Source organism: Streptomyces sp. NPDC048696 (genome assembly GCF_043198895.1).
In the GTDB taxonomy this organism is placed as follows: domain Bacteria; phylum Actinomycetota; class Actinomycetes; order Streptomycetales; family Streptomycetaceae; genus Streptomyces.
The window spans coordinates 130467-155495 of record NZ_JBICVJ010000012.1; the positions used below are offsets into that span (position 1 = coordinate 130467).

The 25029-nt window shown below is 71.1% G+C and carries 20 protein-coding genes, 3 tRNA genes and 1 pseudogene; 8 read left to right on the top strand and 16 right to left on the bottom strand.

The window, feature by feature from the left end:
• Window positions 1-10: 10 nt before the first annotated feature.
• Both ACGFRG_RS25320 and ACGFRG_RS25325 read left to right on the top strand, forming a co-directional pair.
• Window positions 11-1462: an acyl-CoA synthetase gene (locus ACGFRG_RS25320; protein WP_361428917.1), complete on the top strand. Its 1452-nt coding sequence runs from the start codon at window positions 11-13 to the stop codon at window positions 1460-1462.
• A 28-nt stretch (window positions 1463-1490) separates the two neighbouring features.
• Complete coding sequence (locus ACGFRG_RS25325; protein ID WP_393267670.1) at window positions 1491-2831, top strand: carboxyl transferase domain-containing protein; 1341 nt, start codon at window positions 1491-1493, stop codon at window positions 2829-2831.
• A 321-nt stretch (window positions 2832-3152) separates the two neighbouring features.
• Here ACGFRG_RS25325 and ACGFRG_RS25330 read toward each other — a convergent pair whose 3' ends face one another.
• From ACGFRG_RS25330 to ACGFRG_RS25350, 5 genes are all read right to left on the bottom strand, one after another.
• Complete coding sequence (locus tag ACGFRG_RS25330; RefSeq protein ID WP_393267672.1) at window positions 3153-4376, bottom strand: MFS transporter; 1224 nt, start codon at window positions 4374-4376, stop codon at window positions 3153-3155.
• Window positions 4377-4597: 221 nt separating this feature from the next.
• The gene (locus tag ACGFRG_RS25335) at window positions 4598-5338 is read right to left on the bottom strand and encodes a class I SAM-dependent methyltransferase (protein ID WP_393267461.1); all 741 of its coding nucleotides are present in this window, start codon (window positions 5336-5338) and stop codon (window positions 4598-4600) included.
• Between the two features lie 722 nt (window positions 5339-6060).
• Window positions 6061-6134, bottom strand: a tRNA-Ile gene (locus ACGFRG_RS25340).
• A gap of 165 nt (window positions 6135-6299) precedes the next feature.
• Window positions 6300-6372, bottom strand: a tRNA-Asn gene (locus ACGFRG_RS25345).
• A gap of 5 nt (window positions 6373-6377) precedes the next feature.
• Window positions 6378-6450 (bottom strand) — tRNA-Asn (locus ACGFRG_RS25350).
• A 195-nt stretch (window positions 6451-6645) separates the two neighbouring features.
• Here ACGFRG_RS25350 and ACGFRG_RS25355 point away from each other — a divergent pair.
• The 4 genes from ACGFRG_RS25355 (at window position 6646) to ACGFRG_RS25370 (ending at window position 12360) form a co-directional block, all read left to right on the top strand.
• Window positions 6646-6957: a YtxH domain-containing protein gene (locus ACGFRG_RS25355; protein ID WP_361428923.1), complete on the top strand. Its 312-nt coding sequence runs from the start codon at window positions 6646-6648 to the stop codon at window positions 6955-6957.
• Window positions 6958-7060: 103 nt separating this feature from the next.
• The gene (locus tag ACGFRG_RS25360; protein WP_361428925.1) at window positions 7061-8512 is read left to right on the top strand and encodes an FGGY family carbohydrate kinase; all 1452 of its coding nucleotides are present in this window, start codon (window positions 7061-7063) and stop codon (window positions 8510-8512) included.
• Between the two features lie 189 nt (window positions 8513-8701).
• The gene (locus tag ACGFRG_RS25365) at window positions 8702-10435 is read left to right on the top strand and encodes an ABC transporter ATP-binding protein (RefSeq protein WP_361428926.1); all 1734 of its coding nucleotides are present in this window, start codon (window positions 8702-8704) and stop codon (window positions 10433-10435) included.
• Window positions 10432-12360, top strand: coding sequence for an ABC transporter ATP-binding protein (locus ACGFRG_RS25370; RefSeq protein ID WP_393267466.1), 1929 nt, complete (start codon window positions 10432-10434; stop codon window positions 12358-12360). The genes ACGFRG_RS25365 and ACGFRG_RS25370 overlap by 4 nt, the downstream gene beginning before the upstream one ends.
• Window positions 12361-12395: 35 nt before the next feature.
• On the opposite strand, the gene ACGFRG_RS25375 is transcribed toward ACGFRG_RS25370, so the two are convergent.
• The 5 genes from ACGFRG_RS25375 to ACGFRG_RS25395 form a co-directional block, all read right to left on the bottom strand.
• A complete protein-coding gene (locus tag ACGFRG_RS25375; protein WP_361428930.1) occupies window positions 12396-13628 on the bottom strand; it encodes an RNA polymerase sigma factor in 1233 nt (410 codons plus the stop codon).
• 177 nt (window positions 13629-13805) lie between these two features.
• Window positions 13806-15701 carry a DNA primase gene (gene dnaG, locus ACGFRG_RS25380; RefSeq protein WP_393267471.1) on the bottom strand — a complete coding sequence of 632 codons (1896 nt, stop codon included), beginning with the start codon at window positions 15699-15701 and terminating at the stop codon, window positions 13806-13808.
• A gap of 57 nt (window positions 15702-15758) precedes the next feature.
• Window positions 15759-17039 (bottom strand): NAD(P)/FAD-dependent oxidoreductase, encoded by a 1281-nt coding sequence (locus ACGFRG_RS25385; protein ID WP_393267474.1) that lies wholly within the window; start codon window positions 17037-17039, stop codon window positions 15759-15761.
• A gap of 153 nt (window positions 17040-17192) precedes the next feature.
• The gene (locus ACGFRG_RS25390) at window positions 17193-18494 is read right to left on the bottom strand and encodes a deoxyguanosinetriphosphate triphosphohydrolase (RefSeq protein ID WP_393267477.1); all 1302 of its coding nucleotides are present in this window, start codon (window positions 18492-18494) and stop codon (window positions 17193-17195) included.
• A gap of 47 nt (window positions 18495-18541) precedes the next feature.
• Window positions 18542-19468: a sirohydrochlorin chelatase gene (locus ACGFRG_RS25395; RefSeq protein ID WP_393267480.1), complete on the bottom strand. Its 927-nt coding sequence runs from the start codon at window positions 19466-19468 to the stop codon at window positions 18542-18544.
• 197 nt (window positions 19469-19665) lie between these two features.
• Here ACGFRG_RS25395 and ACGFRG_RS25400 point away from each other — a divergent pair.
• Window positions 19666-20070: pseudogene (locus tag ACGFRG_RS25400) on the top strand (vancomycin high temperature exclusion protein); the annotation flags it as partial.
• Window positions 20071-20176: 106 nt separating this feature from the next.
• Here the strand turns inward: ACGFRG_RS25400 and ACGFRG_RS25405 are convergent.
• Complete coding sequence (locus ACGFRG_RS25405) at window positions 20177-20611, bottom strand: DUF732 domain-containing protein (protein WP_393267482.1); 435 nt, start codon at window positions 20609-20611, stop codon at window positions 20177-20179.
• 286 nt (window positions 20612-20897) lie between these two features.
• Window positions 20898-21077 (bottom strand): hypothetical protein, encoded by a 180-nt coding sequence (locus ACGFRG_RS25410; protein WP_393267485.1) that lies wholly within the window; start codon window positions 21075-21077, stop codon window positions 20898-20900.
• Between the two features lie 347 nt (window positions 21078-21424).
• Here ACGFRG_RS25410 and ACGFRG_RS25415 point away from each other — a divergent pair, with 347 nt between their 5' ends.
• A complete protein-coding gene (locus ACGFRG_RS25415) occupies window positions 21425-21712 on the top strand; it encodes a GntR family transcriptional regulator (RefSeq protein ID WP_393267488.1) in 288 nt (95 codons plus the stop codon).
• Window positions 21713-21762: 50 nt separating this feature from the next.
• Here ACGFRG_RS25415 and ACGFRG_RS25420 read toward each other — a convergent pair whose 3' ends face one another.
• From ACGFRG_RS25420 to ACGFRG_RS25435, 4 genes are all read right to left on the bottom strand, one after another.
• On the bottom strand, window positions 21763-22506 hold the full coding sequence (locus ACGFRG_RS25420) for a class I SAM-dependent methyltransferase (protein WP_393267491.1): 744 nt from the start codon (window positions 22504-22506) through the stop codon (window positions 21763-21765).
• Window positions 22503-23870 (bottom strand): asparagine synthase-related protein, encoded by a 1368-nt coding sequence (locus ACGFRG_RS25425; RefSeq protein WP_393267494.1) that lies wholly within the window; start codon window positions 23868-23870, stop codon window positions 22503-22505. Before ACGFRG_RS25425 ends, ACGFRG_RS25420 begins: the two co-directional genes overlap by 4 nt.
• A 174-nt stretch (window positions 23871-24044) precedes the next feature.
• The gene (locus tag ACGFRG_RS25430) at window positions 24045-24167 is read right to left on the bottom strand and encodes a hypothetical protein (protein WP_386134912.1); all 123 of its coding nucleotides are present in this window, start codon (window positions 24165-24167) and stop codon (window positions 24045-24047) included.
• Window positions 24168-24504: 337 nt separating this feature from the next.
• The gene (locus ACGFRG_RS25435; RefSeq protein ID WP_393267497.1) at window positions 24505-25008 is read right to left on the bottom strand and encodes a hypothetical protein; all 504 of its coding nucleotides are present in this window, start codon (window positions 25006-25008) and stop codon (window positions 24505-24507) included.
• Window positions 25009-25029 lie beyond the last annotated feature (21 nt).

Consider the following 25029-nt stretch of genomic DNA (forward strand, 5'->3'; position numbering starts at 1 on the left):
AGCCCCGTTCGTGTCGTCTCTCTTTCCCGCCCTGCTGACCGCAGGATCCAAGCAGGCGCTCCGGTTCGACGAACGCGCCCTCACCTACGCGGAACTCGCCGGTACGGCGGGCTCCTTGGCGCCCCGGATCGCCGGGGCCGGACGGGTCGCGGTCTGGGCGACCCCGTCACTGGAGACGGCCGTGGGCGTGATCGCGGCACTGCTGGCCGGGGTACCGGCCGTACCGCTGAACCCGAGGACGGGCGAGCGGGAACTGGCGCACATCCTGAAGGACAGCGCACCCACGACGGTCCTGGCGGCCCCGGGCGACCAGCTCCCGCCCGCACTGGCCCAGTTGACCCGTATCGAGGTGACGGCAGCGGCCCCGGGCGAGGCCGCCCCGGCTCCAGAGGGAACACTTCCGCAGGGCGTCGAACAGTCCACCCTCGACCCCGAATCCCCCGCCCTGATCGTCTACACCTCCGGCACCACCGGCCCGCCCAAGGGCGCGGTCCTCCCCCGCCGGGCGATCGCCACCACGCTCGACGCGCTGGCGGACGTCTGGGGCTGGACGGCCGACGACGTGCTCGTCCACGCCCTGCCCCTCTTCCACGTACACGGCCTGATCCTCGGCATCCTCGGCCCGCTGCGGCGCGGCGGTTCGGTGCGCCACCTCGGCAGGTTCTCGGTCGAGGGCGTGGCCCGCGAGCTGTCGTCGGGCGCGACCATGCTCTTCGGCGTACCGACGATGTACCACCGGATCGCCGAATCGCTCGACTCCGACCGGGAGTTGACCAAGGCGCTGGCCGGGGCGCGGCTACTGGTGTCGGGGTCGGCCGCGCTGCCCGTGCACGACCACCGCCGGATCACGGCGGCGACCGGCCGTGCGGTGGTCGAGCGGTACGGGATGACCGAGACGCTGATGAACACGAGCGTGCGGGCGGACGGCGACCCGCGCCCCGGCACGGTCGGCGTACCGCTGCCGGGTGTACAGCTGCGGCTCGCGGACGAGGCGGACGGCATCGGCGAGATCCAGGTGCGCGGCCCGAACCTGTTCAGCGGCTATCTCAACCGGCCGGACGCGACGGCCGCGGCCTTCACCGAGGACGGCTGGTTCCGCACCGGCGACATGGCGAGCCTGGACGCGGACGGCTACGTACGGATCGTGGGCCGCAAGGCCACCGACCTGATCAAGAGCGGTGGGTACAAGATCGGGGCGGGCGAGATCGAGAACGCCCTGCTCGACCACCCCGGGGTGCGCGAGGCGGCGGTCACCGGCGAGCCGGACGCCGACCTCGGGGAGCGGGTGGTGGCTTGGGTCGTCCCGGCGGACCCCCAATCGCCGCCCAGGGCACAGGAGTTGGCGGACCACGTGGCCGCCCAGCTGGCCCCGCACAAGCGCCCGCGCGTGGTCCACTACCTCGACGCGCTGCCCCGCAACGACATGGGCAAGATCATGAAGCGGGCGCTGAAGAGTGGCTGAGGGGAACCGCCGCCCGAGCGCCCGGCACATGGTCGCCGCCGTCACGGACGACTTCACCGAGCTGTTCCCGCCCGAACGCGAGACGGCGCCCGACGGCCCGCTCGGCTGGGAGGGGTACGCGGCGTCGAGGGCCCGCGCGACGGAACGTACGGGTGAGCGCGAATCCGTGATCCATGGCGTGGCGCGGGTGTCGGGCCACCCCTGCGTCCTCATCTCCTTCGAATTCGGCTTCCTGGGCGGGTCGTTGGGCGAGCGGACCGGGGACCGGCTGGAAGCCGCGTACGCGACGGCCCGGGAGCGGCGGCTGCCGCTGGTCTCGCTGATCGCGACCGGCGGCAGCCGGATGCAGGAGGGCATGGTCGCCCTCACCCAACTCCAGCGCGTGGCCCGCCAGTCCGCCCTGCTGCGCACCGCCGGACTCCCCCAGCTCGCGGTCCTGCGCGACCCGACGACGGGCGGCGGCTGGGCCACGCTGGGCGCGGGCGCGGACGTGATCCTCGCGCTGCCCGACGCCCAAGTGGGCTTCGCGGGCTCCCGGGTCCGCCCCCCGGACGCGGACCCGACGGCGTACACGGCCGAGGGTCAGCTGGCGGCGGGGGCGGTGGACGCGGTGGTGCCGGTGGCGGAGCTGCGGGGGGTACTGGGGAGGTGGCTGCGGCTGCTGGGGCCGGGGGGCGGCGCCGACGCGCGTGTCGCGGTGCCCGCCGACGTGCCGGACGCGCTCTCGGACACCGCGCTGCCCGCCACCGGCTGGGACGCGGTTCGTGCGGCCCGGGCGGCGGGGCGGCCGCGGGCCTCGGCGTACCTGGACGCGTACTTCGCCGCCGGCTCGCGGATGGCGCTGAGCGGGGACCGGTGCGGGGGTGTGGACGACGGGATGCTCTGCGGGTTCGGGCTGCGGGACGGGCGTACGGTCGCGTACGCGGCGCAGGCCGGCACCGCGACGCGGCCCGCGGGCTACCGCGCCGCCGCCCGGCTGATCCGGCTCGCCGACCGGCTCGGCGTGCCCGTCCTGACCCTGGTCGACACGCCCGGCGCGGCGAACGACGCGGCGGCGGAACGTGCCGGGCAGGGTGCCGCCATCGCCGACTGCTTCGCGGCGGTGGCGTCGGTGGGGGTGCCGGTGACGTCGCTGGTGATCGGGGAGGGCGGCTCGGGCGGCGCGCTCGCCCTGTCGGCCCCTTCCCGTACGTGGGTCACGGCCGACAGCTACTTCTCCGTCATCGCGCCGGAGCCGGCGGCGGCGATCTTGAAGCGGGGGGCGGGGGAGGTGCGGTCCACGGCGGACGAGCTGCGGGTGCGGCCGCAGGACCTGGTGGAGCTGGGGGTGGCGCGGGGGGTGATCTCCCCCACCCCACCCCTTCCCTGAACCCTCCGGGGGCGGGTGGGGGTCGAGGAGGGCTTCCCGGGGGCTGCGCCCCCGGACCCCTTCGCGGGGGCTGCGCCCCCCTGCACCCCGGCTGGGCGGGTGGGTACGCGGGGCTGCGCCCCTGCACCCCGCTTTCGTCTGCGGGCCGTGCTGGGTTGCTCGCGCAGTTCCCCGCGCCCCTTAGATGGGCCCTGCGGGCCCTCCTTCAGGGGCGCGGGGAACTGCGCGACCGGCCCCCACCGAGCCGCAGACGAAACGACAACCGCCGGAGGCTTTCGGGAAGGGGCGGGGTGGGGAAAACGCCCGCCGCAGGCGGGGCGCTCACGCCTCCGGGGCGCGGGCGTCGTATCGGGCGAAGCGGCGCCGGGTCAGGCCGAGGACCGTCACCGCGACCACACACGCCACCCCACCCCCCGTAACAGCAACACCCGGCGACGCCAGGTCCGCCGTGGTCCCCGCGAGGAAGTCCCCGAGCCGCGGCCCACCCGCGACCACCACGATGAACACCCCCTGCAACCGCCCCCGCATCTCATCCGGCGCAGCCACCTGCATCATCGTGTTCCGGAACACCATGGACACGGTGTCCGCGCACCCCGCGAGGGCGAGGAAGACCAGCCCGAGCCAGAGTTCGCGGGTCAGCCCGAAGACCGCGATCGCCGCACCCCACGCGCCCACCGAGAGCAGAATCGCCAGCCCGTGCCGGTGGACGCGGCTCAGCCACCCCGAGAACACCGCGCCGAGCAGCGCCCCGAACGCGGGCGCGGCGACGAGGAGTCCGGTCGTCCGCGCGTCCCCGCCGTACCAGAGCACCGCGACCGCCGGGAACAGCGCGCGCGGATGCGCGAGGATCATCGCGCAGAAGTCGGAGAAGAAGGTCATCCGCAGGTTGGGCCGGGTCGCGAGGAAGCGGAACCCGTCGAGCACGGAGGCCCGCTTCGCGGTCGTACGGTCCCGGTCGGGCAGCATCGACGGCAGCCGCCACATCGCGTACAGCGCGGCGGTGAAGCTCACCGCGTCCAGCAGATACGCCGACTGGTATCCGGCGAACCCGACCATCAGCCCGCCCAGCATGGGCCCGACGAGGGTCCCGGAGGTGGTGGTGATCGAGCTCAGCGCGTTGGCGGCGGGCAGCTGTTCCGGCGGCAGCAGCCGGGGGATCATCGAGGACCGGGCAGGCGCGTTGAGGGCCGCGCAGACCGACTGCAGCGCGACGATGCCGTACAGGAACCACACATGCGCGAACCCGGCGAAGGCGGCCGCCGCGAGCCCCGCCGACAGCACGGCGGACCCGGTCGCGCTGGCGAGCCCGAGCTTGCGCCGGTCGACGGTGTCGGCGATCGCACCGCCGTACAGCCCGAACACCATCAGCGGCACCAGCGAGAACAGCCCCACGAGTCCGACGGAGAAGCTGGACCCGGTGATGTCGTACACCTGGAGGGAGATCGCGAGAGCGGTCATGCCCTGCCCGACCCACGAGATCGTGTTGCCGAACCAGAGCCGCCGGTAGTGCGCGGAGGTCCGCAGGGGCGTGAGGTCGGCGAATATCCGGGTGCGGCCGTCGCCGTTTCGGCTACGGTCCTTCCCGTTACGGGCTTTGGCTTCGGGCTGCGCGGTCACGCGGGATGGTAACCGGGGCGGGTGGGACGGCGCGCCCCAGTTTCACGCCGGAAGCTCCCGAGGCGTACGCGGGCGCCCCGTTTCCACGGAAACCGGAGAAGAGGCGCCCTCGTACGCGTCGGTCACGTCACATATGACCCTCGTACGCGTCAGACGCGCTCCGCGTGGACGTACGACATCGGGTAGACGATCCGGCCCTTCTCGTCCACGTCGAACGCCTCGGGGTCGAACGGCAGCGTGCCGCCCGCCTCGACGCGCTGCTTCTCGAAGTACTCACGGGTGTGGTTGGTGGTGCAGAGGCTCTCCTCGATGGAGAGGATCCGCCACTGGCCCTCGCCCTCCAGGTTCAGCCGGAAGTTCTCCTTGCTGACCCGCAGCTGCTGCGGCGGCAGGCCCTTGAGCTCGGACTCGGCGAAACCGTACACGTGCAGGTGAGCGCCGGGGGCGGTCACCCGGTGCAGGGCGGCGGCGTACGCGCGCCGCTGCTCGTCGTTGAGGACGTGGTAGAGCCCATAATCGAGAACGGTCTCGAAGCCGCCCTCGACACCCTCGAACTTGGTGGCATCGGCGACGGCGAAGTTGACGTCGAGCCCCCGCTCACGGGCGCGCTCCTGCGCCTGCCCGATGGCGGAGGGCGAGAAGTCCAGGCCGGTGACGGCGTGGCCGCGGCTCGCCAGGTGGAGCGAGTTCTGCCCGGTGCCGCACCCCGCGTCCAGCACCTTCCCGCGGAACGCGCCGGACGCCTCCAGGGCCACCACGACCGGCTGCGGCTCGGGGATGTTCCAGGGCGCGAAGTCGAACTTCATCCCCAGGCCCTCGGTCCCCACCTTCCCCGCGTACAGCGGGTCGAAGTTGGCGCTGCCCGCCGTGTAGACCTGCTCCGTGCTCACGTGGTGCCTCCCGTTGTGCGCTGCGCGGAAATTAAGTGATGCGGTCAATCTCCCGGACCGAATCACCTCCGGACAAGCCTGAACGGGCGTATTGCGGCGACCTGTACGTTCAAACGCGGGAATTCCGCGGTTGCACACCGCCCTTGACAAATTGGCCGCGGGCACGCGCCCCGGACGCGTGCCGCACGCTCGACGGCCCGGGGAGCACACGGCCCGCGCCCACGGCCCGGGCGGGCGCCCCGCCTGGCCCGACGCCGTACGGGCGGCGCCTCCACCCTCGGGGCCGCGGATCCGGAAGCGTCCGCTCCCCCGCCGCCTCCCCTTTCCCGAACGAATTCGGAATTCCGCCCGCGCTCTTCACGTACGTACGGAATTCGACATTCAGCATTCGGCGGGGGCGGGAAGAAGAAAGAGTCTGCTGTCTGCTGTCTGCTGACGGATCGCGGTCGGGGATCGGGGATCACGAATCCCTGGTTCCGGATCACTGATTCGCGCGTGCCGCGCACCGCGCCCGTCGGCGCCTCGGCACCGGCCACCCGCTCGGTGCCCGCTTCCCGGCTCGCCGCCGGGGCCGGTGGAGGTCACCGAAGCGATATGTCGATCCGGTCGGCGGATCGGCCGACGATCCCCGCTGTCTCCATGTTCGCCGCGCGGCGACCCCGCCCTCCGTCAGGAGAGCGGGGAACACCCAGGCTGAACGTTTCTGCGAAGGAGGCGCAGAGTGGGGCGGGTGGGACTCGAACCCACGGCCGACGGATTATGAGTCCGCTGCTCTAACCGGCTGAGCTACCGCCCCTAACGGCGCGTCGCGCACATTTGTGCGCGCCGTCTGCCGCAGCATAGCCGCTCATACGATCTCCTGCCTCGGATGGTCGGCAACGCACGACCATGAGGACCGCGCTGCGGGCTGCCCGGTTCCCCCGGGCATGAAAAAGGACCCTCAAGGGGTCCTTTTCCACTGCTCTCCCGACTGGACTCGAACCAGTAACCTGCCGGTTAACAGCCGGCTGCTCTGCCAATTGAGCTACAGGAGATCGAGCTCCCCCGACTGGACTCGAACCAGTAACCTGCCGGTTAACAGCCGGCTGCTCTGCCAATTGAGCTACAGGGGAATGCCTCGTTTGCATCGAACGTACCTACCCCGGGTGTCCCCGGGCGGCGTGCGCTCGCTGCGACACATACATTAGCGCAAGCAGGGGGGTGCTCCGCCAATCGGTTCCGCCCCGGGTGATCACAGGGCTGCACGGGTAGGCGCAGCACACGACGCCGCAGCGACGTCAGACAGACGCCACAGAAGGGTGACCGCCATGCGCTACCGGCTCACGTTCGCCGCCGGACTCGTCGTCGGGTACGTGCTCGGGACCCGGGCCGGGCGCGAGCGCTACGAGCAGCTGAAGAAGTCCGTACGGCAGGTCGCGCAGAACCCGGCCGTCCGCAACACCGCCGAGTCGGCGGCCCAGAACGGACGCGCGTACGCGGGCAAGGCGTTCAGCGCGGTGAGCGACAAGGTGTCGGAGAAGGTCGGGGAGAAGATGCCGGGGCCGGTCGCCGACCGGGTGCGGTCGCTGCGCGAGCGCGGCCAGGGCTCCGACGACGACTGGGGCACCAGCAACACCTGACCGCACGCGAGCGACGCCCGCCCGCGCCGGCGACACCCGTCCCGGGCAACACCTCACCCACGCGTGGCCTCCGGCGCCCCGGGCGTGATGCAGAATCGTGCGCATGGGGATAGTCGCCGGGCTGGACAGCTCTTCCGCCTTCACTCGCATCGTCGTCTGTGACACCGACACCGGTGCCGTCCTGCGGCAGGGGTACGCCCCGCATCCCGTGGATCCGAAGGCCACCGAGGTCGATCCGCAGGCCTGGCTGCTCTCGCTCGGCGAGGCCGCGGCCGGCGGGCTGCTCGAAGGTGTGCAGGCCATCGGCGTCGCCGCCCAGCAGCACGCGCTGATCGCGCTCGACGGACAGGGCGCGCTCGTACGGGCCGCGCTGACCGGCAACGACAAGCGTGCCCAGGTCGCCGCCGCCGACCTCGCCGACTCGCTCGGCGGGCGCGAGGCGTGGGCCAAGGCCGTGGGATGCGTGCCGCAGGCCGCCCAGGCCGTGGCCAAGCTGCGCTGGCTGGCGCGCAACGAACCCGAGGCCGCCCAGCGCACCGCCGGGATCGTGCAGGCTCACGACTGGCTGGTGTGGCAGCTGCTCGGCCGCCCCGCGCGCCGCACCACCGACCGGGGCGCCGCCTCCGGCACCGGGTACTGGTCCGCCGCGACCGGCTTCTACCGGCCCGACCTGGTGGAGCTCGCGCTCGGCCACCAGGTGGCCCTGCCCGAGGTCCTGGGCCCCTCCGACGCCGCCGGCACCACCCCCGAGGGGCTGCTGATCTCGGCCGGCACCGGCGAGACCATGGCCGCCGCCTTCGGGCTCGGCGTCGGGCCCGGCGACGCGGTCGTCTCGCTCGGCGCCTCGGGTTCCGTCATGGCCGTGCATCACGAGGCGCTGGCCGACCCGGCCGGGATGATTACGTCGTTCGCCGACGCCACCGGCCGCCATCTGCCCGTCGTGCATACGAGCAACGCCGTACGGGCCCTGCGCGGCACGGCCGAGATGCTCGGCGCGGAGAGCCTGGAGGAGCTGTCCGCCCTCGCGCTGAAGTCGACGCCGGGCGCCAGCGGGCTCGTGCTGCTGCCGTACCTGGAGGGCGAGCGCACGCCCCGGCTGCCGCACGCCGCGGGCACGCTCGCCGGGCTGCGCCGCGAGTCGATGAAGCCCGAGCACCTGGCCCGGGCCGCGTTCGAGGGCATGCTCTGCTCGCTGGCGGACGCGCTGGACGTGCTGCGGATGCGCGGCGTCGAGGTCCGCCGGGTCTTCCTGCTGGGCGCGGCGGCCGAACTGCCCGCCGTGCAGGCGGCCGCGCCCGCGATCCTGGGCACGCAGGTGGTCGTGCCGCAGCCCGCCGAGTACGCGGCGCTCGGCGCCGCCCGCCAGGCGGCCTGGGCGCTCGGCGTCTCGCAGGGCACCCTCGCCCCGCACACCCCGCCGGCCTGGCAGGGCGCGGCCGCGCAGGTCTTCGAGCCGGGCGAGGAGCTGGCCGTGGGGCAGGCGGTGCGCCAGCAGTACATCGCCATCCGGGACGAGATCCACCCGGGCGCGTTCGGCGGCGCCGGGGCCTCCTGACCCCTCGCACACAGGGCCGTACGGAGGATTCGTACAGCGTTCCCCGGCGTGGCGACTTGACTACGCCGGAGGTCCGCTCTTGACTCATCCTTTTGACTCGCCCTTGGCTTAATCGCTTGGGGTTGCGGGGGTGGTGTGTCGCAAGATGGGGTTCGATACCCCGATCTTGCCGACCCGGAGAGCCCCCACGTGCTCATACGACTTCTGCGGACCCATCTGGTTCCGTACAAGAAACCGATCGCGCTCCTGGTGCTGCTCCAGCTGCTCCAGACCTGCGCGACCCTCTACTTGCCGACCCTGAACGCCGACATCATCGACAACGGTGTCGTCAGCGGGGACACCGGCTACATCCTGGAGTACGGCGGCGTCATGATCGCCGTCAGCCTGGTGCAGGTCGTCTGCAATGTCGGCGCCGTCTTCTTCGGCGCGCGCACCGCCGCCGCCGTGGGCCGGGACATCCGGGCGGCGGTCTTCGGGCGCGTCCAGTCGTTCTCCGCGCGCGAGGTGGGCCACTTCGGGGCGCCGTCCCTGATCACCCGGACCACCAACGACGTCCAGCAGGTCCAGATGCTGACGCTGATGACGTTCACGCTGATGGTCTCCGCGCCGATCATGTGCGTCGGCGGCATCATCATGGCGCTCGGCCAGGACGTGCCGCTCTCCGCGGTGCTGCTGGCCGTGGTGCCGGTGCTCGGCATCTCCGTGTCGCTGATCATCCGCAAGATGCGGCCGCTGTTCCGCACCATGCAGACCCGCCTGGACACGGTGAACCGCGTGCTGCGCGAGCAGATCACCGGCAACCGTGTGATCAGGGCGTTCGTGAAGGACGACTACGAGAAGAAGCGCTTCGGCGGCGCCAACACCGAGCTGACCGAGGTGTCGCTCGGCACCGGCCGGCTGATGGCCCTGATGTTCCCGACCGTGATGACGGTCGTGAACGTGTCGTCCGTGGCCGTGGTGTGGTTCGGCGCCCACCGGATCGACAACGGGTCGCTGCAGATCGGCCAGTTGACCGCGTTCCTCACGTATCTGATGCAGATCGTGATGGCCGTGATGATGGCCACCTTCATGTTCATGATGGTGCCGCGCGCCGAGGTTTGCGCCGAGCGCATCGAGGAGGTGCTGGGCACCGAGACCAGCGTGGTGCCGCCGAAGGCCCCCGTGCGCGAGCTGCGCCGCAGCGGTCATCTGGAGGTGCGCGGCGCCGACTTCACCTATCCGGGCGCCGAGGAGGCCGTCCTCGACGGCGTGGATCTGGTGGCCCGGCCCGGCGAGACGACCGCGATCATCGGGTCGACGGGCAGCGGCAAGTCGACCCTGCTCGGGCTCGTACCGCGGCTGTTCGACGTGACCGACGGATCGGTCCTGGTCGACGGCGAGGACGTGCGCACGCTCGATCCCGTACTGCTCGCCAAGACGGTCTCGATGGTGCCGCAGAAGCCGTACCTGTTCTCCGGGACGGTCGCGACCAACCTCCGGTACGGCAACCCGGACGCCACCGACGACGAGCTGTGGCACGCGCTGGAGGTCGCGCAGGCCAAGGAGTTCGTGAGCAAGCTGGAGGGCGGGCTGAACGCGCCGATCGCCCAGGGCGGCACCAACGTCTCCGGCGGCCAGCGCCAGCGGCTCGCGATCGCGCGCACGCTGGTGCAGCGCCCGGAGATCTATCTCTTCGACGACTCGTTCTCGGCGCTCGACTACGCGACGGACGCGGCGCTGCGGGCCGCGCTCGGGCGCGAGACCCGGGAGGCGACCGTGGTGATCGTCGCCCAGCGGGTCTCCACGATCCGCGACGCCGACCGGATCGTCGTCCTGGACGAGGGCCGGGTCGTCGGGACCGGCCGCCATCACGAGCTGATGGCCGAGAACGAAACGTACCGGGAGATCGTGCTCTCCCAGCTGACGGAGGCTGAGGCGGCATGAGCGGCGGACCCATGGCGCGGATGATGGGCGGCGGCGACGCCCAGCGCTCGATGGACTTCAAGGGCTCCTCCAAGCGGCTGCTGCGCCAGCTCGCACCGGAGAGGCGCACCCTCTGGGTGATGCTCGGAGCCGGTGTGCTCAGCGTCGCCGCCTCGGTGGTCGGCCCCAAGATCCTCGGCAAGGCGACCGACCTGGTCTTCGCGGGCGTCGTCGGCCGGCAGATGCCGGACGGCGCCACCAAGGACGCGGCCCTGTCGGGCCTGCGCAGGAAGGGCGAGGGCGGCCTCGCCGACATGCTCTCCGGGGTGGACTTCACACCCGGCCAGGGCATCGACTTCGGCGCGGTCGGCCGGGTGCTGCTGCTCGCGCTCGCGGTGTACGTGGCCGCGGGCCTCCTGATGCTGGTGGCGACCCGGCTCTCCAACCGGGCCATCAACCGCACGGTGTACCGGATGCGCGAGGAGGTGCAGGCGAAGCTGTCGCGGCTGCCGCTGTCGTACTTCGACCGGGCCAAGCGCGGCGAGGTGCTGAGCCGGGCGACCAACGACATCGACAACATCTCGCAGACGATGCAGCAGACGATGGGCCAGCTCATCAACTCGCTGCTGACCATCGTCGGCGTACTCGCGATGATGTTCTGGATCTCGCCGCTGCTCGCCCTGGTGGCGCTGGCGACCGTACCGCTGTCGGTGTTCGTGGCGACCAAGGTCGGCAAGCGCTCGCAGCCGCAGTTCGTGCAGCAGTGGAAGACCACGGGCAAGCTGAACGCGCACATCGAGGAGATGTACACCGGGCACACCCTGGTGAAGGTGTTCGGGCGCCAGGAGGAGTCGGCGCGGCTGTTCGCCGAGCAGAACGACGCGCTGTACGAGGCCGGGTTCAAGGCGCAGTTCAACAGCGGTGTGATGCAGCCGCTGATGATGTTCATCTCGAACCTGAACTACGTCCTGGTGGCGGTCGTCGGCGGTCTCCGGGTCGCCTCCGGCTCCCTGTCGATCGGTGATGTGCAGGCGTTCATCCAGTACTCGCGCCAGTTCTCGATGCCGCTCACCCAGGTCGCCTCGATGGCCAACCTGGTGCAGTCGGGTGTCGCGTCCGCCGAGCGGATCTTCGAGCTCCTGGACGCGGAGGAGCAGGAGCCGGACGCGGCGGCGGGCGAGCGGCCGGTGGAGCGGCGCGGCGCGGTCACCCTGGAGAAGGTGGCGTTCCGCTACGAGCCGGACAAGCCGCTCATCGACGATCTGTCGCTGAAGGTGGAGCCGGGCCAGACGGTCGCGATCGTCGGCCCGACCGGCGCGGGCAAGACCACGCTGGTCAATCTGCTGATGCGGTTCTACGAGGTGACGGACGGGCGGATCACCCTGGACGGGGTGGACGCGGCCAAGATGTCGCGCGAGGAGCTGCGCGCGGGCATCGGCATGGTCCTCCAGGACACCTGGCTGTTCGGCGGTTCCATCGCGGACAACATCGCGTACGGGACGGACCGGGCGGTCACCCGCGAGGAGATCGAGGAGGCGGCCCGGGCCGCGCACGCGGACCGGTTCATCCGGACGCTGCCGGACGGGTACGACACGGTGATAGACGACGAGGGGACGGGGGTCAGCGCGGGCGAGAAGCAGCTGATCACCATCGCCCGGGCGTTCCTTTCCGACCCGGTGATCCTGGTGCTCGACGAGGCGACGAGCTCCGTGGACACCCGCACCGAGGTGCTGATCCAGAAGGCGATGGCCCGCCTCGCGCACGGCCGTACGTCGTTCGTCATCGCGCACCGGCTCTCCACGATCCGCGACGCCGACGTCATCCTCGTGATGGAGAACGGCTCGATCGTCGAGCAGGGCACGCACGACGAACTCCTGGCCGCCGAGGGCGCGTACGCGCGCCTGTACGCGGCGCAGTTCGCGCAGGCGGTGGCGGAGGTCGACTAAGGGCGTGCGGGGAGCGGGCCGCGGCCCGCTCCCCCTCAGTCGAGGTAGCCCCTCAACTGGTCCGCGAAGGCGTGGTCGCGGAGTTTGTTGAGCGTCTTGGACTCGATCTGGCGGATGCGTTCGCGCGTCACGCCGAAGATGCGGCCGATCTCCTCAAGGGTGCGCGGCCGCCCGTCCGCGAGGCCGTAGCGGAGCTGGACCACCTTGCGCTCGCGCTCGCCCAGCGTGGACAGCACCGCCTCCAGGTGCTCGCGCAGCAGCAGGAAGGCCGCGGACTCCACGGGGGACGCGGCGTCGCCGTCCTCGATGAGGTCGCCGAGCGCCACGTCGTCCTCCTCACCGACCGGCGCGTGCAGCGAGACGGGCTCCTGGGCGAGCCGCAGCACCTCGCTGACGCGCTCCGGCGGCAGATCGAGGTGGGCTGCCACTTCCTCCGGCGTCGGCTCGTAGCCGCGCTCCTGGAGCATCCGGCGCTGCACCCGCACGACCCGGTTGATCAGCTCCACCACGTGCACGGGGACGCGGATCGTACGGGCCTGGTCGGCCAGGGCGCGGGACATGGCCTGGCGGATCCACCAGGTCGCGTACGTGGAGAACTTGTAGCCCCGGGCGTAGTCGAACTTCTCGACGGCCCGGATCAGTCCGAGGTTTCCCTCCTGGACCAGGTCGAGCATGGTGAGCCCGCGCCCGACGTAGCGCTTGGCGACGGAGACGACCAGGCGCAGGTTCGCCTCGATCAGGCGGCGCTTGGCCATCCGGCCCATGACCACCAACTTGTCGAGATCCACGGCGAGTTGGGAGTCCGGATCGGGGGTGGTGCTGAGCTTCTCCTCGGCGAACAGGCCCGCTTCGACCCGGCGGGCGAGCTCGACCTCCTCGACGGCGGTGAGCAGCGGGATCCGCCCGATCTCCCGCAGGTACTGCCGGAAGAGGTCGGAGGACGGTCCGCCGGTGTCCACCCGCCCCGGCACCCGCTCGGGCGGTTCGGGCACCTCCACCACCTCGTCGACGAGCGGTTCGACGGCGGGCGCGTCGGCCTCGGGGTGGAGCACGGCCCGGGCCTGCGGGGGCACGGTGGCGACGTCCGTATCGGTCAGGGTCTGGGTCTGCACGGGGGCGACCTCCAGGGTGATCGCTGCCGGATCGGGGGCGTGCGGCAGCGGGACGGGGGCGGCCGGGCCGCTGTCCGTCCCGTACACGATGAGCGGATCCGCGGGGGTGAGGTACCCACCTTCGGTGGGCCGGCCGCGCTCCGAGGACTCAGGCACCGCACCCCAGTGTGGGGTAAGACACATCTCCGCCACGAGGGGCGTGCGATGACTTTTTGAAGCCGGTCCGTGACCGGGCGGTTACCCGTGCGGCAGCGGCTCCGCGCCGCCCTGACTGCGGTACGGGTACCCCGTGGCGGTCCCGCTACGCCGGGGCGCGCAGGTCCGGGCCGGGACTCAGAGTGCCTGCGCGCCCCGGTTGCGCAGCGCCTGGCCGTACTGCTGGAGGACCCACAGCTCGTTCTGCACCGCGCTGAGGCGGGCCGGGTCGCCGTTCTGGCCGAGGCGGGCCAGGGTGCCCTGGATGTCCAGGAGGCGGCGGTCGACCGCACGGCGGCGCACCCACACCAACTGCTCGCCCGCGTACGCCTCGTCGACCACGCGCGCGTGGATGGCCTCCACGGCGAGCTCCGTGACGAGGGCGCGGACCGTGTCGTCCGGCGCCGCGTCCATGACCGCGGGGAGGTAGTCGGAGGGGGCGCCGGTGGCGCCGCCGGCGTCCATGATGCACTGGCGCACCGCCGCGTACGGCGGGGCCGTGAACTCGTCCACGCCGTACGCGTCGAAGGCCGGGGAGACCAGGTTCGGGTACTGGAGCGCCAGCTTCAGCAGCTCGCGCTCGGTGCGGTGGGCGGGGCTGCGCAGGTTGAGGGCGGGGCCGGAGGCGGCGGCGGGGGCCCGCACGTCGCCGTACTCGCGCGTGCGCTGCCGGTCGGGGGCGGGGCCCTTGCCGCCCCGGTCGCGGGCCCAACGGGCCAGCTGGGCCACCCGCTTGACCACGAACTGGGTGTCCAGGATGCCGAGGATGCCCGCCAGCTGGACGGCCACCTCGTGCTGGGACGCCACGTTCTTGATGCGGGCGACGATCGGGGCGGCCTCGTCCAGGGCGGCCGCGCGGCCCGCCGGGGTCTCCAGGTCGTAGCGCTGGACGATCTGGCGGATCGCGAACTCGAAGAGCGGGGTGCGGGGCTGGACCAGGTCCGCGACCGCCTCGTCGCCCGCGGCCAGCCGCAGGTCGCAGGGGTCCATGCCGTCGGGGGCGATCGCGATGTAGGTCTCGGCGGCGAACTTCTGGTCGTCCTCGAAGGCCCGCAGGGCGGCCTTCTGGCCCGCCGCGTCACCGTCGAAGGTGAAGATCACGCGCGCGCTCCCGTTGTCCATCAGGAGGCGGCGCAGGATCTTGATGTGGTCGCCGCCGAAGGCGGTGCCGCAGGTGGCGATGGCGGTCGTGACCCCGGCCAGATGACAGGCCATCACATCGGTGTAGCCCTCGACCACGACCGCGCGGCTCGCCTTGGCGATGTCCTTCTTGGCGAGGTCGATCCCGTACAGGACCTGGGACTTCTTGTAGATGGGGGTCTCGGGGGTGTTGAGGTACTTCGGGCCGTTGTCGTCGTCGCGGAGCTTTCGGGCGCCGAAGCCGACGACCTCGCCGCCGACGTCGCGGATCGGCCACATCAGGCGGCCCCGGAACCGGTCGATCGGGTTGCGCCGGGACTCCTGGGCCAGGCCCGAGAGCAGCAGCTCCTTGTCGGAGAAGCCCTTGCCGCGCAGGAAGCGGGTGAGGTGGTCCCAGCCGGCCGGGCTGTAGCCGACGCCGAAGTGGGCGGCGGCGGCCTGGTCGAAGCCGCGCTCGGCGAGGAAGGCGCGGCCGATCTCGGCCTCGGGGCTGGTGGTCAGCTGCTCGATGTAGAACTGCGCGGCGATCTTGTGCGCCTCGACCAGCCGGATGCGCTCGCCGCGCTGGTGGGACGGGTTGTAGCCGCCCTCCTCGTAGCGCAGGGTGATGCCCGCGGTGGCGGCCAGGCGCTCGACCGCCTCGGAGAACGACAGGTGGTCGATCTTCCGGACGAAGGCGATCGTGTCGCCGCCTTCCTGGCAGCCGAAGCAGTGGAAGAGACCCTTGCTGGGGCTGACCTGGAAGGACGGGGACTTCTCGTCGTGGAAGGGGCACAGGCCCTTGAGGTTGCCGCCGCCCGCGTTGCGCAGCTGGAGGTACTCGGACACGACGGCATCGATCGGGACCGCGTCCCGGACCGCCTTCACGTCGTCATCGTTGATCCGTCCTGCCACGCAGTGAGTCTACGGTGCCGCGCCGACTCTCCGGGGGGCGTGAAAGGGCCGCCCCGGTCAGGGCGCCTCCGGTGCCAGGTCCGTCAGGGGCGTGGAGGGGTCCGCCAGGGCGTCGGGGTCGATCTGGACACCCTTGCTTCCGGCCCGGATCAGCCGCTGGATCGGGTCTGTGACGTCCCACACATTCACGTTCATCCCGGCCAGCACCCGCCGCTCCTTGAGCCAGAACGCGATGAACTCGCGCTTGCCCGCGTCGCCCCGGAGCACCACCTGGTCGTAACTGCCGGGCGGCGCCCAGCCCGAGTACTCCAGGCCCAGGTCGTACTGGTCGGAGAAGAAGTACGGAATCCGGTCGTAGGAGACCTCCTGGCCCAGCATCGCGCGCGCGGCGGCCGGGCCGCCGTTGAGGGCGTTGGCCCAGTGCTCCACGCGCAGCCGGGTGTCGAGCAGCGGGTGGTGGGCGGCCGCCACGTCACCGGCGGCGAAGATGTCCGGGTCGGAGGTGCGCAGGGTGGCGTCGACGGCGACGCCGCCGCCGTCGGCGCGGTCGACGAGGGCCAGACCCGCGTTCTCGGCGAGCGCGGTGCGCGGGGCCGCGCCGATCGCGGCCAGCACGTCGTGCGCCGGGTGCTCCTCGCCGTCGTCGGTGCGGGCCGCGAGGACCATGCCGTCCTGGCCGGTGATCTCGGTGAGCCTGGCGCCGAAGTGGAAGCGGACGCCGTGCTCGGCGTGCAGATCGGTGAAGATCTGGCCGAGCTCGGGGCCGATGACCTGGTGCAGCGGGGTCGGCTCGGGCTCGACGACGGTGACCTCGGCGCCGTAGCCGCGCGCGGCGGCGGCGACCTCCAGGCCGATCCAGCCGGCCCCCGCGATCACGAGGTGGCCGTTGTCGCGGCCGAGCGCCTTGAGGACGTTGCGCAGCCGCTCGGAGTGGGCGAGGCGGCGCAGGTGGTGGACGCCCGCGAGACCGGTGCCGGGGATGTCGAGGCGGCGGGGCTCGGAGCCGGTGGCGAGCAGGAGCTTGTCGTAGCCGACGAGGGTGCCGTCCCCCAGGCGTACGGTTTTGGCCGCGCGGTCGATGGCGGTGACGGTCTGGCCGAGGTGCAGCTCCACGTCGTTCTGCGCGTACCAGGCGGGCTCGTGGACGAAGACGCTGTCGCGCTCCTCCTTGCCGGAGAGGAACCCCTTGGACAGGGGAGGCCGTTCGTACGGGTGCTCCCGCTCGTCGCCGATGAGGATCACCCGGCCGTTGAAACCCTCCGCGCGCAGGGTCTCGGCGGCCTTGGCCCCGGCCAGTCCTCCACCGACAATGACAAATGTCCGGTCTGCGTCGACCACTTGATGCCTCCTCGTTGCTCAACCGCCATCAGCGAGCGTCCCGCACGGAGCGTGATGGGGGAAGGGGGCTTGCTCCGTTGGGGGCGCCGAGTGGCCGGGCTTCATCGGTGCGACAGACGCCCGGCCGGTACCTGTCGATGCCTCATGGGTACGTCATCGGTGACGTGCTGTGAGTCTGGCGTGCAGCGACAGGGCGGCCGCGTCCGTCAAGGACGCGATCTGGTCGACGATGACCCGTTTGCGCGCCCGGTCGTCACCGGCGGTCGCGAACAGCGCGCGGAACTGCGGGTCAAGACCGTCCGCCGGGGCGCGCGCCGTGAGCGCTTCGGCCAGTTCGGCCAGAATCACGCGCTGGTCGGCGCGCAGCCGCTCCTGTTCGTCGCGCTGCATCACATACCGGTCGGCCACCGCCTTCAGGACCGCGCACTCGTTGCGGGTCGCGCGCGGCACGACCAGTTCCGCCCCGTACCGGCTGAGCCGGCCCGAGCCCCAGCGCCTGCGGGTGGCGCCCTCGGCCGCCAGACAGAACCGGCCGATCAACTGGCTGGTGGCGTCCTTCAGGCGGGCCTGGGCGACCGCCGACCCGTCGTACCCGTGCGGCCACCACTCCTCGCCGATCAGCCGGTCGAGCGCGTCGGCGAGCTCCTGCGGATCGGTGTCGCCCGGCACGTACCGCCCGATCGCGACGCGCCAGATGTCCGCGCGCTCCGGCTCGGAGAAGAGCATGTTGGGGTCGATGTGCCCGGCGTGCAGCCCGTCCTCGAAGTCGTGGACCGAGTACGCCACGTCGTCCGACCAGTCCATGACCTGGGCCTCGAAGCACTTGCGGTACGGCTCGGCGCCCTGGCGCACCCAGTCGAAGACCGGCAGGTCGTCCTCGTACACCCCGAACTTCACGGACCGTGGGTCGGTGGGGTGGGCGCCGCGCGGCCAGGGGTACTTGGTGGCCGCGTCGAGCGCGGCGCGTGTCAGGTTGAGGCCGACGCTGACCGGCTCGCCGCCGCGCTCGCCGCGGACGAACCGCTTGGGCTCAAGGCGGGTCAGCAGGCGCAGCGACTGCGCGTTTCCCTCGAAGCCGCCGCAGTCCTTGGCGAAGTCGTTGAGCGCCTGCTCGCCGTTGTGACCGAACGGCGGGTGGCCCATGTCGTGCGAGAGGCAGGCGGCCTCGACCAGGTCGGGGTCGCAGCCGAGGGCGGCGCCGAGCTCGCGGCCGACCTGGGCGCACTCCAGCGAGTGCGTCAGCCGGGTGCGCGGGCTCGCGTCCCACAACTGGCCCGTCACCCCGGGCGTCACGACCTGCGTCTTGCCCGCGAGACGGCGCAGCGCGCCGGAGTGGAGCACCCGCGCGCGGTCGCGCTGGAAGGCGGTGCGGCCTGGTCGTTTGTCCGGCTCGGCGGCCCAGCGCTCGACGTCGGACGGGTCGTATCCCGGGTGGTGTCCTTGGATGCCTTCCATGCACCGACAGTAAACGGAACCACTGACAAGCGGCGTTCCCCGGGCGATCAGGCCGTGGCGAGTTCGCGCCGCAGCTCGCCGAAGGGGGCTGCGGCGAGCGCCTGCTCGTAGCGGTTGAGAACCAGTCTGGCGACGGCCGGGTGCGCGCCGAGCGGGGCCGCGACGACCCCGCGCGCGTAGCCCGCGCACTGGGTGGCGAACCGGCCGGGCGCGGTGAAGTACGAGGCGATGGCGGTCCGGTGGCGGCCGCGCGCGGCGAGCGCGCGCAGCGCGTCGGGGACGGTGGGCGCGGCGGCCGAGGCGTACGCGGGTATCACCGGCACCCCGCCGAGGCGTTCGCTCAGCATCTCGGCGGTGCGGCGGGTGTCGGCGGCCGACTCGGGGTCGCGCGAACCGGCCCCGGCCAGCACCACGCCGCCGGTGCGACGCGCGCGTGGCTCGTCCTGCCACCCGGCCTCGACCAGCCGCTCGTACAGCGCCTCGATCAGGAGCGGGTGCGGGCCGAGCGGCTGCGCGGTGCGGGCGCGCAGCCTCGGGGCGGCCGCGACGGCCGCCGGAACGTCCTGCTTGACGTGGAAACCACGGCTGAGCAGCAGCGGTACGAGGACGGCGCGGCCCGCGCCGAGCGCGGCGAGCGTGTCGGGCAGCGCGGGCTCGTCGATCTCGATGTGGCCCAGGCGTACGTCGAGTCCGGGGCGCAGCTCGCGGACCAGGTCGAGCAGCGCGCCCACGGTCCGCAGCGCCCGGGGATCGCGACTGCCGTGCGCGACCGCGACCAGGGTGGGCCGGGCCGCGTCGGGGAGGTCGGTCGGGGGCATCGGCTTGCGGCTTCCGTTCAGTCGGACGTGGCTGAGCTGGCTGCCCAGTTGGGCGGTGATACGGGTGAGGAGCTCGGCCGTGCTGTCCAGGGGCAGCGAGTGGCGGGCGGGCAGGGGCTGCGCGTGCTTGTCCGTCTCCGTCTCCGTCTCCGTCATGAACCGATCCTGCCGGGCCCACATTGCCACGCCGTTGCGCCCCGGTGACGAGTGTTTTCCGCCGCCTCACGCACCGGCCGACGGACCGGGGAAACACGCCCGGAGAACCGTTTCGGCCCTCCCCCGCGTCCGAGCACTCGGACCAGCGATCGTTCAGTGCTCGGTCCAGTGGAGACAGTCGACCCAGGGGGACCCTCATGCGCCTGCCGCGCTTTCGCATCCGGATCGGGCTGCCGCGCACCCGCACGGCGCAGCGCCGGCTCGTGCAGGGCGTCGCCGCCGCCTGTGTCCTCGCGCTCGCCCCTGCGGCCTGGGTGTTCGCCGCGGCCGACGGCAAGGTCGGGACGGTCGCGCAGGCGCCCGCGTCCGGGGTCGCGGTGGTCTTCGGGGCCGGGCTGTGGAAGGGCGAGCCGTCGCCGTACCTGGCGCACCGGCTGGACGCGGCGATCGAGCTGTACCGGGCCCACAAGGTCAGGGCCGTGCTCGTGACCGGGGACAACGGGCGGGCCGAGTACGACGAGCCCGACGCCATGCGCGCCTACCTCGTCAAGCACGGCGTCCCCGACAAACAGGTGGTCAGCGACTTCGCCGGGTTCGACACCGCCAACCCCCTCTATACAGAGTCTAGCGAACGAGCCTGACAGCCGCTCCGCAGGAACAACAAAACCCCGCCCGGCACTGGCCGAACGGGGCTTGTCTGGTGGGGCGTTACGAGCAGAACGACGACCGTACGGCGGTCACGATGTTCGCGGCCTGGTCGTCGGTGAGGCTCGGCACCGTACCGCCCTCGTACCGGGCTTTGGCGAGGCTTTTGACCTTGGCGTCATCCATGCCGCTCTTGATGTCCGAGCACATGTTCCGGGCTCGGTTCACGGCGCGGTCTTCCTTGGCGACCAATCCGGGCTCGATGGTTCGGAGCGCTCGTATCAGTGCCTCGCGCTGCGCTGCGTCGGGCGAAGGGGTGTCCGAAGGCTTGGACGCTGCCTCGCTCGGCTTGTCGGCGGGCTTGGCGGGTGCCGTGGTGGTCTTGGGCTTGGCGTCCGCTTCGGCTTTGTCGTTGTCGTCTTGGAACAGCGAGAGCACTCCGCCGAACGCGACTACGGCAACGCCCGCGATGATCCAATTACGCTTCTTCCGCTCCATGGCGGTCCCTCCCCTGGGTGTACACAAGATCAGCACTTGACTATCACGTTGCTTGGCCTTTACGGGCTCCTTTCGGCCGGTCATCGGCGCATTGCGGGCAGTTGGTCCCACTGCGCCCGCTGCGGGTAGCGGTGTACACAGTCGGGGCACACGTAGTGGGTGTATCCGGCTCCGCCGCTCATGCTCTGCACGTGACCCACGACAACGGGGGCGCCGGTCCAGTGCCCGCAGATTCCGCGTACGGGCCGCGCAGGCTCGGGGGTCTCATCGGTGAGCGCGTCGCGGGTCATGCGCACACCGCCGCGTACTCGTCGTACCGCTCGGGGTTGGGGTAGTGGTAGCCCATGCTCGCGGCGACCAGGGCGACGCAGCGCTGACGCTGACGCTCTATCTCGTCCTCTTGCCGCTGGACCCATGCACGGAGATAGGGCGGGATGCGGGGTCCGCCCTTCTCGACTTCCGGCATGGTCCGGTCGGGGACGACCAACGTAATGGGTGCCGTGGGCGCGCAGATTACGAACGTGATTGGGGTGGGGGGCTGTGGCGGGGTCGGTGTGGTGGTGGCGCTGTGTCGCCCTCGGGCGGGCAGTAACAAACGCAGCACCCAGGTAAGGGCGCGGGCGATAGCATCGCGCATAAGTCGTTCAGCTCCCGTAGCTAGCTGTTCGGCGGAGCCCCGGCAAACCGGTCCTACGCGGTCTGTCGGGGCGTTTTCGTGTTCGACGGTAAGCCAACCTGTATAGGTCCGTCTAGGCGCGTTCAACCCTGTCTAGGCTGCATTCATGGGTTGGCGTGTTGTCTACGCTTCGCCGTATGGCAGCGCGCGAAATCGACCCCCGGGCCCCCGAGCCCCCTTACCGGCAGATCGCTGCCGATCTCGCGGAAGAGATCGAGCGGGAAGGCTCGGACCTCCCTCCGGGCAGTCCGCTCCCCTCGGAGAAAGAGCTAGTGGAGCGGTACGGGGTCGCCCGGAGCACGGCACGGTCCGCCCTCGCAGTCCTGCGGGAACGGGGACTCGTCTATACCGTCCCGGGGCGGGGAACGTACGTCACGGACCGCAGCGAGCCCGTCGGCGAGGACGCGCACCAGGGCGACGCGTAGCGAAGGTGCCCCACCCATGCGCCACAGGGGCGGCACACGGACTGAGCCGCTTAGCGAGTGAAGCGAGCCACGGTGTACGCGGTCGGCCCTGACAGTCCGCCGCCGGACTCGTTCGCCATGTCCACCAGCTCAAAGCCCGCACCGTTGGCGTACTGCTCCAGTTCGCGGGGGAAGAGCACTCGTCGCCGGATCACGTCGCATACGTCCTCGCCCGAGGGCAGGACCCAATGCCGATGCATGGTGTTGATCTGAGTCCGCAAGTCCCACTCGTATTGGATGGTGACCGCTGCGAGCCCGTCCGGGGTCGCTACCTCGGCACTGGTCGGCTCGGGCTGGACGATGGGCCACACGGGCGAGCAGAGCACCAGCAGCGCCCCCGCGCGGGCATGTGCCGCGAACGTGGCGAACACTTCGCCGACCGCCCTGTTGTCGTGCACGTAGGCAAGGGAGTTGCCAAGACAGGTCACCACGTCTGCGCGTCGCCACAGTCGCACGGTGCGCATGTCGCCGGCCCGGATGTCGAGCCCCGGGCGTGCTTGGCGCGCGTAGTCGACCATTCCCGGCTGTAGGTCCACGCCGGTGCACTCGAACCGCTTCGCCAGGATCTCTAGGTCTCGCCCCGTGCCGCATCCGAAGTCCACCAGCGTTGCCGCGTCGGGGCGGTGCTGCTCGATCAGGGCTTGACAGCTCTCGGCGGTGCTGCTGTCCGCTTGCACCGCGTCGTACAGCGCGGGGTCCCGGTAGAAAAGGTTTGTCTCTTCCACGTGCTTCGCTTCCACGTCGGGGCTGGTCATGCGAGGGACCGCAGTCCCATTTCCAGTGCGATCACGTCACACAGGAGGTCAGGCACCACAGGGGCGTGCTCGGCGCGCTCGCCGGCTCGGGAGAGCGCCACGGGGTCCACATATCCGAGGTCCACGAGCACCGATTCCCGCAGCATGTCACCCAACATCGGCAGCCCGTATGCGCGCAGCCCGTATTCCATGACTCCTAGGAAGTTCTCAGGCTCACTCGGCGAGGCAACCGACTCGGGCAGTCCCGCGCGCCGTAGCCGCTCCCGGAACAGCGCCTTCCCCCGCTTGTGCTCAACGGGTAGCTGTTCCATGAACCGCACGATGCGAGGGTGCACCAGCGGGTTGACGGGCCAGACACCCACGCGCAGATAGCCGGGGTTGTGCAGTCCGCACGCCATGAGCGTAGGCACGGGCAGGACTGGAATCGGCGCTAGGTTCTCGTCCACGTCGGCAAGGGCTTCCGTTGCTTTGCTTCCGAGCCATGGGACCGGTTCCGGCGAGGGCAGCACGGCACTCGTCCGTGAGTGGTGAGAGTTGACCTCGTCGCCGCCGCATCCCGTAAAGATCACCTCACAGCCCCGTGCGGCCACTTGCTCGCGCACAGCGTCGAACGCCTCTTGATAGAACGCGCCTGCGGGATCGTGCGGCAACCCACGGGCACGCACCCCGCCCGGCACAAACGGGGGATGCTGCATGGCAGGAATGGCGGTGTCCCGGAAACCGAAACAGTCGACCAACGCCCGTCTCCTGTCGCGCTGTTGAGCGCCAAGACTTCCACTCATGAGCAGCCCGAAGCTGTGCACCTGGTCGTAGCTGGCCATGCTGACCGACATAGCGACATTGCCCGAGTCGGCACCGCCGGACAGCTCGACCCCAACGCACCCAGTCGCCGCGGGTGCCCCGTGCACTGCCTCAAGCAACAGGGAGTCGAACGCGTCCAGCGGATGCACCCCCCGCACGAGGGCCCGGGGCTCTAGAACGTGCTCGGCGGGCTCCGGGTAGGTCACCGTAAGACCCGAGGACGTGAACACGGCCGATGCGCGCTCGGTCAGTCGGTAGACCCCCTCAAAAAGCGTGTCCGCGGTGTACCGATGCTGCCTGGTCAACGTGCGGACAACAGCGCGCGGTACGAGCCGATCCGTCCGCAGGAGCGGGTACAGGTCTACGAGATCCCATGACCCGTGCAGCACCTCACCAGCCACCATGAGATACAGCGGGGCAGTGCCGAACACCCCTGCTGAGAGTTGAGCTTCCCCCGGTTTCATCTGAACCGACGTAACGTCCGCCTCGCCTTCCTTGTGCTCTCGAACGATGAGGCTCACGCACTTCGGATCGTCATCGGTCACGGTGACGAGCGCCGACACCCTCGCGGGCATGATCCAGCTTTCTCCGCAAGCCCAACGCCCATACTCCCAATGCCAGTTGGGCGACCCTAGATCTGCCAGACGGAGACGCAACGACAGCACGCGGTTACTCCTCTCATAAGTACGGCGGGGCGAGGCTTGGTCAGCCCCACCCCGCCGCACGTCAGGTTTCGATCACTTAGCGGAGCAGTGATCGCCGTTGTTGTCTCCGCCGCCCGGCATCTTGTCCATGAGCGCGGCGGACATAGCCGGAACCCCGGTGATCAGGTCTCCGGTGAACAGCTCGTCAACGTTCATCGCGTCGTTCTCCTAGGGTTGAAGCAGACTCCGCAGCGGGTGCTGCTGAGCGAGACCCATCCGGATGTCGACCGTCACAGTTGGGCATCCGGGCGGGGGCTTATCGGTGGTAGCGCTGCCGTGGTGGCAGCTCGGCCCCTTCACGCGGGGTTCCCCAACGCTCAACCACGGCGGCAGGCTCTCGCGGTTCGCGCTCGGCATCACGTACGGAGGTGGTCCTCACGCCCTGATCAGCGGACACGTTCACTGCCTCCCTCGGGGGTGGAGTCCCGCCACCAGTCGGGGGGTCGGTCGCCCTCGCCGGCCCAACCGGAAGCGGGAAGATCGGGGCAGCTCGTCAGCGAAAGTGCGCGAGCCAAGGGGACGTGCGTCGGGGCTTCGTGCGGCGGTGCCGATGTGTACGGGGCGACTCACTCGCAAGGCTTGCCGGAACGTCCACGGGGAGGATGGACAGGAAGAACGCTCCGTTGTGGTCGGTCGCGGAGAGCGTGAACGGGTGCCCGCTGCCTAGCTGGTCGTACGCGGCTTGCCTACTGGCGTTGTTCTCACACCAGCTACGCAAGTAGTGCGGTGCATCGGGAAGTCCCGACTGCACTTGTTGCGGAAACTCGCCGCCGAGCCACGGCACATCGGGGTTGGGGTCGAGTCCGTCAGCGATCCAGCGAGCCTGTCTCACCAGCCACCGCAGCGCGCGCCCCCGGTACGGCGTAGGGAACGTTCCAAGCACCATGCGGACTGTCTTGCCGCCCGCCGGGCCCTCGGCGAACACCTCCGCCCAGTAGGCCCGGGTGGTCGTCGACTCGTGCGGGCTCGTCTGCATCGCTACGCCATCCGTGACCATGGCAGTTCCTCGCGGGTCGGC

Excerpts from the sequence above, each read along its gene's own strand:
- ACGFRG_RS25325 (WP_393267670.1), top strand. The coding sequence starts at position 1,491 with ATGGTCGCCGCCGTCACGGACGACTTCACCGAGCTGTTCCCGCCCGAA.
- ACGFRG_RS25355 (WP_361428923.1), top strand. The coding sequence starts at position 6,646 with ATGCGCTACCGGCTCACGTTCGCCGCCGGACTCGTCGTCGGGTACGTG.
- ACGFRG_RS25360 (WP_361428925.1), top strand. The coding sequence starts at position 7,061 with ATGGGGATAGTCGCCGGGCTGGACAGCTCTTCCGCCTTCACTCGCATC.
- ACGFRG_RS25370 (WP_393267466.1), top strand. The coding sequence starts at position 10,432 with ATGAGCGGCGGACCCATGGCGCGGATGATGGGCGGCGGCGACGCCCAG.
- ACGFRG_RS25390 (WP_393267477.1), bottom strand. The coding sequence starts at position 18,494 with ATGGAAGGCATCCAAGGACACCACCCGGGATACGACCCGTCCGACGTC.
- ACGFRG_RS25395 (WP_393267480.1), bottom strand. The coding sequence starts at position 19,468 with ATGACGGAGACGGAGACGGAGACGGACAAGCACGCGCAGCCCCTGCCC.
- ACGFRG_RS25405 (WP_393267482.1), bottom strand. The coding sequence starts at position 20,611 with ATGGAGCGGAAGAAGCGTAATTGGATCATCGCGGGCGTTGCCGTAGTC.
- ACGFRG_RS25410 (WP_393267485.1), bottom strand. The coding sequence starts at position 21,077 with ATGCCGGAAGTCGAGAAGGGCGGACCCCGCATCCCGCCCTATCTCCGT.
- ACGFRG_RS25415 (WP_393267488.1), top strand. The coding sequence starts at position 21,425 with ATGGCAGCGCGCGAAATCGACCCCCGGGCCCCCGAGCCCCCTTACCGG.
- ACGFRG_RS25420 (WP_393267491.1), bottom strand. The coding sequence starts at position 22,506 with ATGACCAGCCCCGACGTGGAAGCGAAGCACGTGGAAGAGACAAACCTT.
- ACGFRG_RS25430 (WP_386134912.1), bottom strand. The coding sequence starts at position 24,167 with ATGAACGTTGACGAGCTGTTCACCGGAGACCTGATCACCGGGGTTCCG.
- ACGFRG_RS25435 (WP_393267497.1), bottom strand. The coding sequence starts at position 25,008 with ATGGTCACGGATGGCGTAGCGATGCAGACGAGCCCGCACGAGTCGACG.